This window comes from Streptomyces caelestis, assembly GCF_014205255.1.
Lineage (GTDB): Bacteria > Actinomycetota > Actinomycetes > Streptomycetales > Streptomycetaceae > Streptomyces > Streptomyces caelestis.
Genome location: NZ_JACHNE010000001.1, coordinates 3,896,999 through 3,911,231 on the forward strand (window position 1 = coordinate 3,896,999; position 14,233 = coordinate 3,911,231).

The 14,233-nt window shown below is 70.1% G+C and carries 10 protein-coding genes and 2 pseudogenes; 6 read left to right on the forward strand and 6 right to left on the reverse strand.

Going from position 1 to position 14,233, the window contains the following annotated elements; genetic code table 11:
• The first annotated feature begins 178 nt into the window (after nt 1-178).
• Nucleotides 179-1,528: a glycoside hydrolase family protein gene (locus HDA41_RS17555; RefSeq protein ID WP_184985033.1), complete on the forward strand. Its 1,350-nt coding sequence runs from the start codon at nt 179-181 to the stop codon at nt 1,526-1,528.
• 74 nt (nt 1,529-1,602) lie between these two features.
• On the forward strand, nt 1,603-2,721 hold the full coding sequence (gene serC / locus HDA41_RS17560) for a phosphoserine transaminase (RefSeq protein ID WP_184985035.1): 1,119 nt from the start codon (nt 1,603-1,605) through the stop codon (nt 2,719-2,721).
• 57 nt (nt 2,722-2,778) lie between these two features.
• Here the strand turns inward: serC and HDA41_RS17565 are convergent, their stop codons facing one another.
• Complete coding sequence (locus tag HDA41_RS17565; RefSeq protein ID WP_230299603.1) at nt 2,779-3,654, reverse strand: NAD(P)-dependent oxidoreductase; 876 nt, start codon at nt 3,652-3,654, stop codon at nt 2,779-2,781.
• 140 nt (nt 3,655-3,794) lie between these two features.
• Between HDA41_RS17565 and HDA41_RS17570 the strand changes: the two genes are divergently transcribed.
• Nucleotides 3,795-4,406: a TetR/AcrR family transcriptional regulator gene (locus HDA41_RS17570; RefSeq protein ID WP_184985037.1), complete on the forward strand. Its 612-nt coding sequence runs from the start codon at nt 3,795-3,797 to the stop codon at nt 4,404-4,406.
• Nucleotides 4,407-4,513: 107 nt separating this feature from the next.
• Here HDA41_RS17570 and HDA41_RS17575 read toward each other — a convergent pair whose 3' ends face one another.
• The gene (locus HDA41_RS17575) at nt 4,514-6,109 is read right to left on the reverse strand and encodes an alpha/beta hydrolase (protein WP_184985039.1); all 1,596 of its coding nucleotides are present in this window, start codon (nt 6,107-6,109) and stop codon (nt 4,514-4,516) included.
• A gap of 273 nt (nt 6,110-6,382) precedes the next feature.
• Nucleotides 6,383-6,700: pseudogene (locus HDA41_RS17580) on the reverse strand (bi-functional transferase/deacetylase); the annotation flags it as partial.
• Nucleotides 6,701-6,900: 200 nt separating this feature from the next.
• Here HDA41_RS17580 and HDA41_RS17585 point away from each other — a divergent pair.
• A pseudogene (locus tag HDA41_RS17585) lies at nt 6,901-7,659 on the forward strand (IS200/IS605 family accessory protein TnpB-related protein); the annotation flags it as partial.
• 1,280 nt (nt 7,660-8,939) lie between these two features.
• Here HDA41_RS17585 and HDA41_RS17590 read toward each other — a convergent pair.
• Both HDA41_RS17590 and HDA41_RS17595 read right to left on the reverse strand, forming a co-directional pair.
• Nucleotides 8,940-10,460, reverse strand: coding sequence for a cellulase family glycosylhydrolase (locus tag HDA41_RS17590; RefSeq protein ID WP_184985041.1), 1,521 nt, complete (start codon nt 10,458-10,460; stop codon nt 8,940-8,942).
• Between the two features lie 202 nt (nt 10,461-10,662).
• Nucleotides 10,663-11,253 carry an arsenate reductase/protein-tyrosine-phosphatase family protein gene (locus HDA41_RS17595; protein WP_184985043.1) on the reverse strand — a complete coding sequence of 197 codons (591 nt, stop codon included), beginning with the start codon at nt 11,251-11,253 and terminating at the stop codon, nt 10,663-10,665.
• 423 nt (nt 11,254-11,676) lie between these two features.
• Between HDA41_RS17595 and HDA41_RS17600 the strand changes: the two genes are divergently transcribed.
• Entirely contained in the window at nt 11,677-12,189 is a 513-nt protein-coding gene (locus HDA41_RS17600; protein WP_184985045.1) for an LPXTG cell wall anchor domain-containing protein, read from the forward strand.
• A gap of 248 nt (nt 12,190-12,437) precedes the next feature.
• Here the strand turns inward: HDA41_RS17600 and HDA41_RS17605 are convergent, their stop codons facing one another.
• Nucleotides 12,438-13,430 carry a GDP-L-fucose synthase family protein gene (locus tag HDA41_RS17605; protein ID WP_376706857.1) on the reverse strand — a complete coding sequence of 331 codons (993 nt, stop codon included), beginning with the start codon at nt 13,428-13,430 and terminating at the stop codon, nt 12,438-12,440.
• A 243-nt stretch (nt 13,431-13,673) separates the two neighbouring features.
• Here HDA41_RS17605 and HDA41_RS17610 point away from each other — a divergent pair, with 243 nt between their 5' ends.
• Entirely contained in the window at nt 13,674-14,180 is a 507-nt protein-coding gene (locus HDA41_RS17610; protein ID WP_184985049.1) for a methyltransferase type 11, read from the forward strand.
• The last annotated feature ends 53 nt before the right edge of the window (nt 14,181-14,233 follow it).

Here is a 14,233-nt window from a genome sequence, read left to right on the forward strand (position 1 = left end):
GTGCCCGGGGCCCGGAAGCACAGCGGCGTGAGGGGGAGTGACGAGACCGTAAACCCGCCCACCTGGTTGCGCAAGCGTTTGCGTTCAGATTTACTTCGGCTGACTCTCAGAGGAACTCTCCCAAGCCAGAGCACAGCGCACACGCTTGAGTGCGGCTGTCGGCAGACAGGACCTGTCCATGCGATACGCGCCGCCCGGCCTCTGCGTGAACGACTTCGACCTCCTGCGCCACGCGGACGGCACCTACACCGCGCTGCACCTGCAGGGCCCGTGGACGGCCGACTTCGACCACCTGCGCATGGAGACGTCCTACGGCCGGGCCACCTCCACCGACCTGGTCCACTGGGAGCCGCAGGGCACGGCCTTCGGCAACGGTCTGCCGGGCCGCTTCGACCAGCAGGCGGTGTGGACCATGCACGCCTTCCCGCACGGCACCGGCATGGCGATGCTCTACACCGCCGTCTCCGGACTCACCCCCGGCGGCTGGCCCCTGCAATCGGTCGGCCTGGCCCACTCCGACCGCACCGACGGCACCGGCTGGCGCCGCCACGGCACGGGGCCGGTCGTCGAGGCGGACGGGCGCTGGTACCGCACGGGCGAACGCATGGGCTGGCGCGACCCCTTCGTCGTACGCGACGACGAGACCGACGGCTGGGTCATGGCGGTCTGCGCCGCCGACGCCTCCCTGCCCGTCGAGGTCAGCGGCTGCGTCGCCTGGGCCACCTCCGACGACCTGGAGCACTGGACCGTCCAGCCGCCGCTCATCTCACCCGGCGACGTCGACGAGTTGGAGTGCCCGGTCCTCGAACGCCTCGACGACGGCAGCTGGCTGCTGCTCGGCTCCATAGGCGCCACGCGGGGCTTCGAGGCGTGGACCGCGCCGCGCCTGCGCGGCCCGTGGACCCGCCGCGGTCCGCTCGGCCCGACGGGCGCGTACGCCCCGCGCGTTGTCGCGGCCCCGGACGGCTCACGCGTCGTGCTGCACACCACCCCGCGCCGCGTCGGCCTCACCGACACCGGCGACCGCTGCCGCGGCATGCTCGCCCAGCCCAAGTCGCTCGTCGTACCGCAGGACGCGGCGCCCCGCCTGGAATGGTGGCCGGGCCTCGACCCCTGGCTCGGCGAGGAGACGTACGACGCCCCCCTGCACGCGGTCGGCGACGTCGACCTCTCCGGCCGCACCGAGGTCACCCTGCGCACGCAGGCCTCCGACGAGGGCCGCCCCGCGCTCACGGTCGGCTGCGACGGCAAGAACCTCCGGGTCACCGGCCCCGAGGGCGCCCCGCTCGGCGAGACACTCCTGCCGGAACCCGCCGCCTCCCTGCGCATCCTCACCGTCGGCGAGTACGTCGAGGTCTACGCCGACGGCGTCTTCGTCCTCACCACCCTGTGCTACTCCGGCCGCCCCGCCCCCTGGACGGCCGCCTCCGAGGGCCGCGTCCGCCCTGTTCCCGTCCGTCCGGTCCGGCTGCCGGCCCCGCACCGCGACGACGCCTCGGCCGTCTGGCCCGGCCCGTCGCCGCACTGACGGCTGCCGGAAGACCGTCTCACCCGACGGACGAGGTTTCGCCCGAGTTTCCGGAAGCGACTACGCTCCCCTCCGTGGCTGAGATCCAGATTCCTGCTGACATCAAGCCCGCCGACGGTCGATTCGGCGCGGGCCCCTCCAAGGTGCGGACGGAGGCGCTGGACGCCCTGGCCGCCACCGGCACGTCCCTCATGGGCACCTCCCACCGCCAGGCCCCCGTCAAGAACCTGGTCGGCAAGGTGCGCGAGGGCATCCGCGAGCTGTTCCAGCTCCCCGACGGTTACGAGGTGATCCTCGGCAACGGCGGCTCCACCGCGTTCTGGGACATCGCGACGCACGGTCTGATCGAGAACAAGTCGCAGCACCTCAGCTTCGGCGAGTTCTCCTCCAAGTTCGCCAAGGCCGCCAAGCTCGCGCCCTGGCTGGCCGAGCCGGACGTCATCTCCAGCGACCCGGGCACGCACCCCGAGCCGGTCGCCGCGGCGGGTGTCGACGTCTACGCCTTCACCCACAACGAGACCTCGACCGGCGTCGCCATGCCGATCAAGCGCGTGGCCGGCGCCGACGAGGGCGCCCTGGTCCTGGTGGACGCCACCTCCGGCGCCGGCGGCCTGCCCGTCGACATCGCCGAGACGGACGTCTACTACTTCGCCCCGCAGAAGTCCTTCGCCTCCGACGGCGGCCTGTGGATCGGCGTCTTCTCCCCGGCCGCGATCGAGCGCGCGGAGCGCGTCCACGCGTCCGGCCGGCACGTCCCCGAGTTCTTCTCGCTGCCGACGGCGATCGACAACTCCCGCAAGAACCAGACGTACAACACCCCGGCCCTCGCCACCCTGTTCCTCCTCAACGAGCAGCTGGAGTGGATCAACGGCCAGGGCGGCCTGGACTGGTCGGTCCGCCGCACCGCCACGTCCGCGCGGACGCTGTACGGCTGGGCCGAGGACGTCAAGTTCGCGAACCCGTTCGTCACCGACCCGGCCAAGCGCTCCCAGGTCATCGGCACGATCGACTTCACGGACGAGGTCGACGCCGCCGCCGTCGCGAAGGTCCTGCGCGCCAACGGCATCGTCGACACCGAGCCCTACCGCAAGCTCGGCCGCAACCAGCTGCGCGTCGCGATGTTCCCGGCGATCGACCCGGCGGACGTCGAGGCCCTGACGAAGTGCGTCGACTACGTGATCGAGAAGCTCTGACCGTCTCGCGTACGTGACCGAGGGCGCCCTGCCTGTGCGGGGCGCCCTCGCTCGTACTCAGGCAGCCGCGCCCCTGCCGAACACCTCGAACAGCCGGGTCAGGCTGTCCTCCGCGTAGCCTTCCGCCGCCGCGCGCCGGAACGCGCCCAGCACCGCGGCGGGCAGGGCGGGGTCCACGCCCGCGTCCCGCGCCGTGTGCACGACGTGCTCCATGCTCGCCACGGCCATCGAGATCCGCTCGACGTCGCCCGAGTGCCGCCCCGCCTCGATCCGCGGCGTGTAGAAGTCGAGGAACTGGCCCATCCCGCCCAGCGTCTGCGCCGCGTACGGCGTGATCTCCGAGGCGCCGATGCCGTGCGCGTCCGCCAGCGCCAGCGTGTGCAGCCAGGCGGTCAGGGCGGTCCAGAAGAGGTCCATCTGGAGCTGGTAGTAGAGCGCGGCCAGGCCCGGGTCCTCGCCGCGGTAGTCGGTGCCCGTGATGACCTTCAGCACGTCCTCGTACCGCTCGAAGAGGTCCCGGGGGCCGCTGTAGAAGGTGTCGAACTCCGGCGAGCCGATGCCGGACGGCGGTGTCTGGACTCCGCCGGTGAGGTGACGCGCCCCGTGCTTCGCCGCCCAGGCCGCCCCCTCGCGGGCCCTCTCCGGTGTGTCCGAGCTGAGGTTGACCAGGACGCGGCCCGCCAGTGCCGGAGCGGCGGGCTCCAGGATGGCGTACATCGCGGCGTAGTCGGTGAGGCTCAGCACCACCACCTCGCCCGCCGCCAGTGCCTCCTCGACGGTGGCGGCGCGCACCGCGCCCCTGGCCACCAGCTCGTCGGCGCGGCTCGCGGTGCGGTTCCAGACGGTGACCCGGTAGCCGGCGTCCAGGTAGGCACCGGCCATCGCGCGGCCCATGGGGCCGAGGCCGATGACGGTCACGGACGACGTGCTCACGACAGACGGACTCACAGAAAACTCCCCGGGGATCGCTGAAGGCAGGACGACGAGAACGAACGACTAGAACGAACGCTCTATCCAGAGGTGAACCTAGCACAGCGATTAGAGCGACCGCTCTAGCTCGGTAAAGTGGCGGCGTGAAGACCAAGGCCCCGCACGACTTCGAAACCGCCGGCACCCGCGAGCGGATCGTCCGCACGGCCTCACGCCTGATGCAGCGCCAGGGCTACGAGGGCACCGGCATCAAGCAGATCTCCCGCGAGGCCGGGGCGACGCTCGGCTCGGTCTACCACTTCTTCCCCGGCGGCAAGCAGGAGCTCGGCACGGCCGCGGTGCGGCTCGGCGACGAGGAGTTCACCGAGTTTCTGCGCGAGTCGCTCGACGCGGAGCCGGACCCGGCGCAGGCCCTCGTCGCGCTCACCGACTCCCTCGCCCAAGGCCTGCGGGAATCCGACTGGCTCGACGGCTGCCCGGTCACCTCCACCGTCGTCGGCACTGCGGCCAGCGCCCCCGGCATCCAGCAGGCGGCGGCCGAGGCGTTCGCCCGCTGGCGGGCCGTGGTCGCCGGGAAGCTCCTCGCCGCGGGGTTCACTGAAGCGGACGCGGAAGATCTGGCCCACACGGTGATCGCCACGCTGGAGGGAGCCGAACTGGCGTCCCAAGTGGCCCGCAGCGAGACCCCGCTGGAGGCGGCGGGGCGGCATCTGGCGCGTTTGATCACGTCGTACGCGGGCAACGGTCGCCCGTAGCCGCGCAAGGGGCGCCCGGTCGTACCGGGCGCCCCTCATGTCTCGCATATCTCGGATGTCTCGCATGTCTCGTGATGTGGCGTCAGACGATGCTCACGCCGGCACGCTCAGACCCCGGGCCCCACGATCGCGCGCAGGGTGTTGCCGACCGTCGCGACGGCCGACTGGGTCGCGCCCGTCTTCTGCGCCGAGGCCTGCGGCTTCGGGTCGGGCAGCTTCTGGCAGACCGCGTCGGCCACGCCGCTGCCGTGCGGCACCTTGCCGCTGGTGAGGTACGTCGCCAGGTGCTTGTCCAGGCAGGCGTTGCCGCTCAGCGTGACGCCGTGGTTGCCGCCGCCCTGCTCCACCACCAGGCTGGAGCCGCGCAGCAGCCGGTGCATGGTGACACCGCCCTGGTACGGGGTGGCCGCGTCGTCCGTCGCCTGGAACAGCAGCACCGGCGGGAGCTTGGTGTTGGCGACGTTCACCGGCTTCAGCGACTTCGTCGGCCAGAACGCGCACGGGGCGTTGTACCAGGCGTTGTTCCAGGCCATGAACGGCGCCTTCTCGTACACCGCCCAGTTGTCCTTGCGCCACTGCTTCCAGTCGCGCGGCCAGGACGCGTCACGGCACTGCACCGCGGCGTAGACGCTGTAGCCGTTGTCCCCGGAGGCGTCGATGGCGGCGATGTTGTCGTACGCCGTGACCAGCGCGGCGGTGTCGTGCTTGTTGACGTACGCCGCGAACGTCTGGGCGAGGGTGGGCCAGTAGGCGTTGTTGTAGCCGCCGGGTATGAAGATGTCCTCCAGTTCGGAGGGGCCCACCTTGCCGCCCGCCGGCTTCTTGGCCAGGGCCGCCCGCATGGCGTACCACTTGGCCTCGATCTTCGCCGGGTCGGTGCCGAGCTTGTACGTGGAGTCGTACTTCGCGATCCACGCCATGAGCGCCTTGTGGCGCTTGTCGAAGGCGTAGTCCTGCTTGATGTTGGCGTCGTACCAGACCCCGGTCGGGTCGACGATCGAGTCCAGCACCAGGCGCCGCACCCGCTCGGGGTACAGCTTGGAGTAGACCGCGCCGAGGTAGGTGCCGTACGAGTAGCCGAAGTAGTTGATCTTCTTGGCGCCAAGGGCCTTGCGGATCGAGTCCATGTCCTTCACGGCGCTGACCGTGTTGATGTACGGCAGGACGTCGGCGTACTTCTTGCCGCAGGCCTGGGCGAAGGACTTGGCGCGGTCGAGGTTGGCCTTCTCGATCGCCGGGGTGCTGGGTACGGAGTCGGGACGCACCGGGTTGAAGTAGCCCGGCTTGCAGTCCAGGGCGGGCTCGCTCTTGCCCACGCCGCGCGGGTCGAAGCCGACGACGTCGTACTGGGCGGCGACTTCCTTGGGCAGGGAGGAGGCGACGAAACCGGCCAGCGTCAGGCCACTGGCGCCGGGGCCGCCGGGGTTGACCAGCAGCGGACCCTGGTACGTCTTCGCGGTGTGCGGCACGCGGGACAGCGCCAGCGTGATCTGCTTCCCCTGCGGCTTCGCGTAGTCGAGCGGCACCTTCACCGACGCGCACTGGAGCGTCGGGTAGTCCTCCGTGCCGCACTTCTTCCAAGTGACCTTCGCGGCCTGGGCGGTGTTCGCGGAGTGCGACGCGCTGGCGTTGGCGGGGACGGCGGTGAGTGTCCCGGCCAGTACGACAGTCGCGCCGCACAGGACGGCTGCGCTTCTTCTCATGGAGTTCTCTCAGAACGGTGAGGGGGGTCAGGACCGTGTGTCACACGGTCCGTGCCGCATCGTTTCGGAAGAGCACGCCATGCCAGTACGTAATCGACCAAGATTTGACCGAATCGAGTCATCCACTGCGCCCAAACTCCCTGAAAGAAGGGGCAGTTGGACTATCTCGTCCCAAACAGACCAGAAGCCTGCGAGGGGCCGCGGGGAACCTGCGGTCCGGTCCTGCCCTCCCTCCGCCGGCTCGCCGTCGCACCGGGTGGGAACGGAACAGGGTCACGTCCGGCGGGTGGAGGGCTGAGGGGGCAGCATCACGTCTCCACTGCGTGTGAGTCGCTGCCAGGGCAGCCGGTAGCCGTTGATCGCGGTCAGGCAGGCCTGGGTGAGGACCAGATACATCACCTGGCGGTAGACGACCTGCTGGAGAGGAAGCGCCCACAGGGGCCGGAGCCTCTCGCCGTCGAGATGGAAGGCGTACACGGCGCAGACGGCCTGCACCGCCAGCACACCGCTCCAGGCCAGCACGGTGGTGCGCGGGTTCCCGAACACCAGGCCGTAGAGGGCCAGCAGGTCGATCAGCGGGGCGAGCAGGGGGGTTGGCAACTGCTGGGGTTTGACTGAGTGCGAGTGTGTTCTGGCGTGTGTGAGTGAGTGCTGATGCTCGCGGGCGGGGGCTGGGTGCTGCTCTTCAGGGACGGGAAGAGGAGTTCGGCTGTCGAATGTGTGACCTTTCCGGGTGGTGTTCGTTGGGTGTGGTGACCGGCTTGTCGAGGGCTGCTGATGGGGGGTGTGGGGTGGGCCGACTGCGGGAGCTTGCGGAGCCGTTCGTCGCTCCGGGGCCGTCCGGGGTGGCGATCCGTACCCGGCTGAAACATCTCACGCCCGCTGATGAGAAGGTGCTGCGGCTGGTGGGCGCGCACCTTGGATCGCTGGCCTCGCGTGACCTGAAGAGGCGATGCCGGGACGGTCTGGACCATGACGGTGAGGCGTGGGCGGCGCGCAAGCGGGACCTGACACCCCTGTGCTCCTCGCGGTGGGCGGGCGCGGTCACCAAGGCCAGCCACGACCAGTGGGCGCTGGCCCGCCGCTGCCAGTTCGCCCACATCCAGAACCTTCAGGCCGCTGTCCGCACGATCCGGTACCGGCTGTCCCTCCCGGTGGGCGCAAAGGGCGGCAAGGGGGCGCCGGGCGGCTACCGCAGCAGGCGGGAGTGGCACGCCAAGTCCCGCCGCCTGCACCTGCTTCAGGACCGGCTGGAGCGGGAACAAGCCGACCGCGAAGCCGGGATCGTCCACGTCGTACGCGGCGGCAAACGCCTGGCCCGCACCCGGCATCACCTCCCGGCCGCGCAGCTCACCAAGGACCAGTGGCGGCAGCGGTGGGAGGCCGAACGCTGGTTCCTCCAAGCCGACGGCGAGTCTGGCAAGCGGTTCGGCAACGAGACCATCCGGGTCAGTCCGGACGGTGAGGTGAGTATCAGGCTGCCGGCCCCGCTGAAGGAGTGGGCCAACGCCCCGCACGGCCGGTACGTCCTGGCCTGCCGGGTCGCCTTCCCGGTGGTGGTCGAGAACGGCCCGTATGCGGGGCGTCCAGGTGGGGTCGGGGCCGTCGTCGAAGGTCAGGACGACGGTCTTGTCCGGTGTGCGATACGTCCGCGGGTGATCCTGGGTGGTGTCGACGATCGGGCCGCCGTCGGCGATCCTGCGGGGGACTCCGGTGGCCGGTCGTCCGCCGCGCCCTTCCTGGTCGCCGGCGAAGCCCCTGGTGGTGTACCCCTCGACCAGGAGGACCGAGGCGACGAAGGCCAGCAGGACGAGGGGAACGAGGATGCGGAAGCGGTGCCGGGGCGACAGGGGTGCTCGCGTCCGCCGCGGGCCGGACGGCCTCGGTGAGCGGCCGGGTGACCGGTCAGGGCGCCGCCGCATCAGGGGGCCTCGGCCACCGATGGGTCGGGAGGCGGGGGTTCGGCCACGGCACCGGGCGGTGCCGAGGGGATGGCCGCCGGCCCTGTGGGCTGGGGGGCGGATGGCGGCGTTGACGCCGGCGGCTCAGGTGCCGGCGGGGCGGGTGCCGGTGGAGCGGGTGGCGGCGCTGGCGCCGGCGGGTCAGGTGCCGGTGGGGCGCTGCTCGGCGGAGCAGGTGAGGGCAAGGGCGGAGGCGAGGCGGGAGCGCTGCCCGTGCCGGGTGCAGGGGCGGGAGCGGGAGGGTCATCAGTGGCCGTGGGCTGCGCCGATGGGAGTGGCGCCTGTGGCGTTGGTGCCTCGGTTCTGGTGTGTCAGGAGGTGCCGGTGCGCTGTTCGGTGGACTCCCGGGCACAAGGGGCGGAGCAAGGGGAGGGCCGGGCGCGGTGAGCTGCGGAACGATCAGAGTGCTCGGGCCGACCGCGACCGAAGGGCCGTCCGGCGGTGCCAGGGGCGTCCGGCCCGGGGTGCGGGGTTCCGGTGCGGCAGGCGCCGCTATGTCACCGGGCAGGATCGCCCCCGGCGCAAAGGGCGTTGCTCCCATCAGGCTCAGCCCCAGCACCGCCATATAAGTAGCCGCACAGGCGGCCAGCCCGTAACCGGTGCGCCTCAGATTCCGCGCACGTCGACCGGAGGCATCGACGAACACGGGGAGGCTCGGATCGCTCGGTGACCCCTGTCCCGTATGTCCTGTCTTGGCACGGTTAAGCACCATACGGTTTAGAGCACGCCGCTGCGCGGTGGGCCGACATGGAACCTTCCACATCAGCAGAAGGGCACTCCCGGCGAGCATCCCGGTCAGGTACATGGCCAGGTACGCGGGTGATCCGGAGGCGCCCGGCGAGGACCGAGCGCCCCCCGTCACACCGACGTCACATCGCCGTGCACCTCACACTCGGCACGGCCCCGCCCCCGGGAGTACCTCCGAGGCCGAAGCTCGTCGAACCCCCGGTCGGCACGCTCCCGTTGTGCGTGGCGTTCACCGCCGTGACGGTCGCGCCGCTCTGGGTGTGCGAGGCGTTCCACATGCTGGTGACCTTCTGGGAGCCGGTCCAGGCCCAGCTCACCGTCCAGGACTTGAGCGGAACACCGCCCGTGTTGGCCACCTTCACCTCGGCGTTGAAACCGCCGCCCCAGTCGCTGCTGACGCTGTAGGCGGCAGAGCAGGCGGCCGTGCCACCGCCCGGTTCGCCCGGGCCGCCCGGGCCGGGCCCGGAGCCGCCGCCCGCGAAGCCCGGCGCCTTGACTGCCGCCAGGTACCCGTCCTTCACGGTGTCCACGGTCTGCCAGTCGTCCTTCAGGATCCCGCCCGTGTCACCGGAGTTGGGGTTCCAGGACCAGAACGTCCAGTGGAAGCTGTCGGCGCCGTACGCCGATGTCGACCGCAGGTACGTCACCAGCGCGGACAGCCACTTCTGATCCACCGACGACTGGAGCGTCGTACCGAACTCGCCGAGCCACACCGGCGCGATGTTCTGCTTGAAGATGTAGCCCCAGTACCTGTCCCAGACCTCCGGCATGTTGGCGGGGAAGGACGGGTCACTGAACCACGGCTGCTGGGCCACCGACGTGGCGTAGTCGTGGGCCGAGTAGACCAGCCGGTTCGGGACGTCCAGCTGGACCGGGTGCTGGGCGACGCCCATGAGGTTGCCGCCCCACCAGCCGTTGGCGCCGTTGTACGACTGCACGCCCTCGACCATGATCAGCAGCTCGGGGTTGACCGACAGCACCGCGTTGCCCGCGCGCTGGGCGGCCAGACGCCAGTCCCGGGCCGTGTCGCCGCAGCCCCAGCAGGCGGGATCGCGGGGCTCGTTGTGCAGGTCGATGCCGATCACTGTGGAGTTGCCCTTGTAACGGGCCGCCAGGGACTTGAGGTTGGCGATCCAGGTCGACTCGGGGACCGACGCCGTGTACCAGAGCGCCGACTGGCCCGCCGCGTCCGGGCGGTGCCGGTCGAGGACGATCTTGAGGCCGGCCTGCCCGGCGTACGCCACGATCCGGTCCAGGACCTGGAGTGACGTCAGGCCGCGCAGGTCGGTGTTCTTGCCGTCGTAGTTGATGCTGCCGGGCATGGTGCCGGGCTTGAGGATGTCGTCGCTGTAGGGCATCCGGATGGTGTTGTAGCCCAGCGACTTCATCTGGTCGATCATGCTCTTGTAGTCGCGGGCCCACAGGCCGTGGACGACGTGGATGTCGGTCTCGAAGCCGAACCAGTTGACGCCGGCGATACGGACCGGCTGCCCGGCCGCGTCCAGGATCTGCCGGCCGCTGGTGTGCCAGTAGCCGGCGCCGGCCTGCGCGTCGACGTCGGCGTGCGCCGAGGACTGCGTACCGGCCAGGGGTAACAGGAGCGCCGCGGCGACGCACAGCGCTCTTCGCAGAGTGCGGAACATGGCTGCTTCCTCTCGGGGAGGCGCGGCTCCGGAACGTCTGGGAGCGCTCCCATCAACGCCGCGCACCTCCCAGGAAACTGGCACGCCATGAGCACGTCAAGGAGGTGGGCGTTCACTCATCACGCCGCTCGGAATCTCTGCACGGCGCCGCCGCTCCGCATGACAAGCTCGCCGTCCGCTACGACCACGTCTCCCGCTCGGCCTAGCCGGCAGTCGACGAAGAAGGATGCCATCCGGTCCGCATGGGTGCGACGATCCGCTCCACGGTCTCCTCGATCTGAACCAGGCACTCGTGCACTTGTGGCGGGGGTGCGCCAAGAGGGTCTTCCACGTCCACGTCACCCATGCGCGTCGACACGGCACCACGGCGAGCGGCCGCGCCCTGTACGAGGGCGGCAAATCGTGCGGCCGGATCCGCCACGCCTGCGGCGTCCTCCGACCGCACCAGCCGGGCGAACTCACGGAAGGTGAACGCACGGGACAACGCACGCACAGGGGACAGCCGCACAGCGGCCTCACGATGCTCTCGCGCAGCACCCAGCACCAGGTCCGCGTTCTCGACCATTTCACTGGCCAGCCGGCGGGAGCCCACCCCGCAGGGCTGCACGCCACGCCCGGCGAGGAAGGAGGCGACAGCGGCCGCCACTGGCAGACCCACGACGGCCCGGGTGCCGGCACTGCTCACTTGGATCACTTGCCGATGTTCGAGCAGCCGGTGCCTGAGCAGGCACTCGGCAAGCGGAGAGCGATAGACGTTGCCGGTGCACACCACGAGTACGCGGAACGGGGGCACGCACCCTCCAGAGGGGGGAAGAAGAGGAGACCAAGACGTGCGGCGCGATGTCAGTATTCATTGACACCGGCTCCATCAGGACAGGCGCCACGTCGGTCGGGTGCGGCCTGTAGTACGCAGCACCTCTGAACGGGCGACACGTGTCGGATCGCCGTGTTCGCCACTACACCACCCGCCATGGCCGGGCCTTGGCCGACCGGGTGTCGCCGTCCAGGGCGGTCACCACAGGCCGACCAACCGAATGGCACATATCAGGCTCTTCGCCCCTTACATCCGGAGGGCTGGCGGCCAGTCCGGTGAACTGCATGCGCCATAAGGGGCCTTATCTCCCGAAAGGGCGTAACGAGCGCCATCCAGCGCTATCTATGCACATATCATACTCGCGGGCGGGACCATGCCGTCGCCCGATTCCATTTGAGGAGCGTGAATGCGATGACGGCCTCATCGAAGTGTCGTGCCGCCTTCGCGGCCACGGCAGCCGCTGCTGTCCTGGCCGCAGTCCCAGTCGTAGGGGCGCAAACTGCCCACGCCCAGCCTTATCCTCCCGACCCCCCGAGCCTCACCCTCAGCGCCACCACCGTAGATGCAGGAGACGAGCTCAGCTTCACAGGAACCGGGTTCGATCCGAACGAGGGTGTGGTCGCACTTCTGCTCTCGAAACCGATCAAGCTGGGCCGCTTCACCGCCGACAGCAACGGCACGGTGCAGGGGACCGTCACCATCCCCAAGTGGACCGACCCAGGCCGGCACACCTTCCTTCTCAAGGGAAAGGAATCGAAGCTGACCCTCTCAGCCAAGATCACCGTACGCCCGAACAAGCCTCACCTCGCCGACACCGGTGAGGACCGCTCGTCCCTTCTGCTGGGCGGAGCCGCAGGGCTGCTGGTGCTCGGAGCCGGCACGATGATGGCCGTCCGGCGACGGAAGCACAACTGACCACCCCGCTCCATCGGGCAGCTGCTGAGCCTTGGCCATACCGTCGGCCGACAGCGGAACCCCCGACGCATGACCTCACGTCGTCGTCGGGGTACTCGCTGTCGGCCGCTGCCGCCCTACCCGCCTGAAGCAAGCCCCTCCGGGAAGGCGGGTCGAAACCCAGGCGGCCGGAGCTTGGGCGCCCTTCCACTGATGGCACCGAAGGGCGATTCGCCTGCGGCCCCCGACCCCGGACGCCGTGGAGTCAGTCAGTGCCGCAGCGTGCCGGACTCGAGGTTTTCCACGTACCAGGCGTAGGTCCGGGCGAGTCCTTCCCGCAGGCCGATACGAGGAGCCCAGCCGAGCGCGGTGAGCCGGGATACGTCAAGGAGCTTGCGCGGGGTACCGTCCGGCTGCTTCGTGTCCCACTCGACGCTCCCCCGGTACCCGACAACGTCCGCGACGAGCTCCGCCAGGTCCCGGATGGTCAGGTCCGTGCCGGTGCCGACGTTGACCGGACCGTCCGCGTCGTAGTGCTCGATCAGGCACAGGCACGCCCGTGCCAGATCGTCCACATGGAGGAACTCCCGACGAGGCGTGCCGCTGCCCCAGTTCACCACCCGCCGCGCACCCGACTTCTTCGCCTCGTGGAAGCGCCGCAGCAGGGACGGCAGCACATGAGAGTGCTCGGGGTGGAAGTTGTCGCCCGGCCCGTACAGGTTGGTCGGCATGGCGGAGATCCAGGGCAGACCGTACTGGCGTCGTACCGCCTGCACCTGCAGAATGCCGGCGATCTTGGCGATGGCATAGGCGTCGTTGGTCGGCTCCAGGGGACCCGTCAGCAGCGCCTCCTCGCGGATCGGCTGCTCGGCGTACTTCGGGTAGATGCAACTGGACCCCAGGAACAGCAGCCGCTCCACCCCGTGCTCCAGAGCCGCGTCCAGCGTGTTCACCTGGATGCGCAGGTTGTCGGAGAGGAACTCGGCGGGCCGGGTGGAGTTCGCCTTGATCCCGCCCACCCGCGCCGCGGCCAGTACCACCACGTCCGGGCGCCTGGCCGCGAACCAGTCGAGCACCGCCCGCCGCTCCCTGAGGTCCAGCTCCGCCGAGCCGGGCGCGACCACATCGGTGAACCCCTCATGGCGGAGTTCCCTGCGCACCGCCGAACCGACTAGCCCGGAGCCCCCGGCCACGAACACGCGCGCCGAGCGGTCGAGGGGGCGATGCACCCTGTCGTCCGGCACCGGGGCAGGGGTGTTCACCGCCGAGGCGGCCGGGACGGTGACACCGGTATCAGTGCAGGCGGTCATGGGCCTCGATGCCCTCCTTCGCGGACGGTGTGTCAGGAGCCGTCGTCTCAGCGCAGCTCTGGGGACGGGACGCCTATGAGCCAAATGGAAACGGTGTACAACCCCTGAAAACACGACACAACGTGATGAGGCGGATGATAGCGACGATTTCCGTATTCTTGCCGGGTGCCGGAGTTCGGGCCGAGAGGGAGCAGCATGCTGAAGACGAAGATCGCCGACTCCACGAGGCCCAATCTCGACCCGCGCACGACCCGGCATGCCGAGTCCGGCATCACGCCGGTCGTCGCGGACGCGTGCAGCCTCTCGCTGCCGACGGACATGGTCACCCGGCGATTCCACCCCGTGTACTCGAACTCCGTCCTGGAACACCTGGGAGGGCACCACCGGCGGAAGCAGTTCGCCGACACGGTGCACAGCCACGCGGACCACCACTGGGTTCAGACCCCCTACCGCTACTTCCCGGTCGAACACCCCACTGGCTGTTCCCAGGGCTGCAATGGCTCCCGTTCCCAGCCCGCGTCGCCGTCTCCCGGCACTGGGGGGCACGGACACGTCCCCCGCGCGGGGCGTACGCAGGCCACCCGGGACGTCCAGGAGGTCGAACTGCTGTCCGCGGCCGAGATGCGGTCCTACTTCCCCGCCTCCACCATCTGGTTCGAACGCTTCGCCGGACTTCCCAAGTCACTGGTCGCCAGGAAGTGATCCGTGCCCGCCGCCTCGCTCCCCCGCTCAGGTGCGTTGTCCCGCTCCCACAG

Bases quoted from the DNA above. Each gene is read 5' to 3' on its own strand.
- HDA41_RS17555 (WP_184985033.1), top strand. From the start codon at position 179: ATGCGATACGCGCCGCCCGGCCTCTGCGTGAACGACTTCGACCTCCTG.
- HDA41_RS17575 (WP_184985039.1), bottom strand. From the start codon at position 6,109: ATGAGAAGAAGCGCAGCCGTCCTGTGCGGCGCGACTGTCGTACTGGCC.
- HDA41_RS17590 (WP_184985041.1), bottom strand. From the start codon at position 10,460: ATGTTCCGCACTCTGCGAAGAGCGCTGTGCGTCGCCGCGGCGCTCCTG.
- HDA41_RS17610 (WP_184985049.1), top strand. From the start codon at position 13,674: ATGCTGAAGACGAAGATCGCCGACTCCACGAGGCCCAATCTCGACCCG.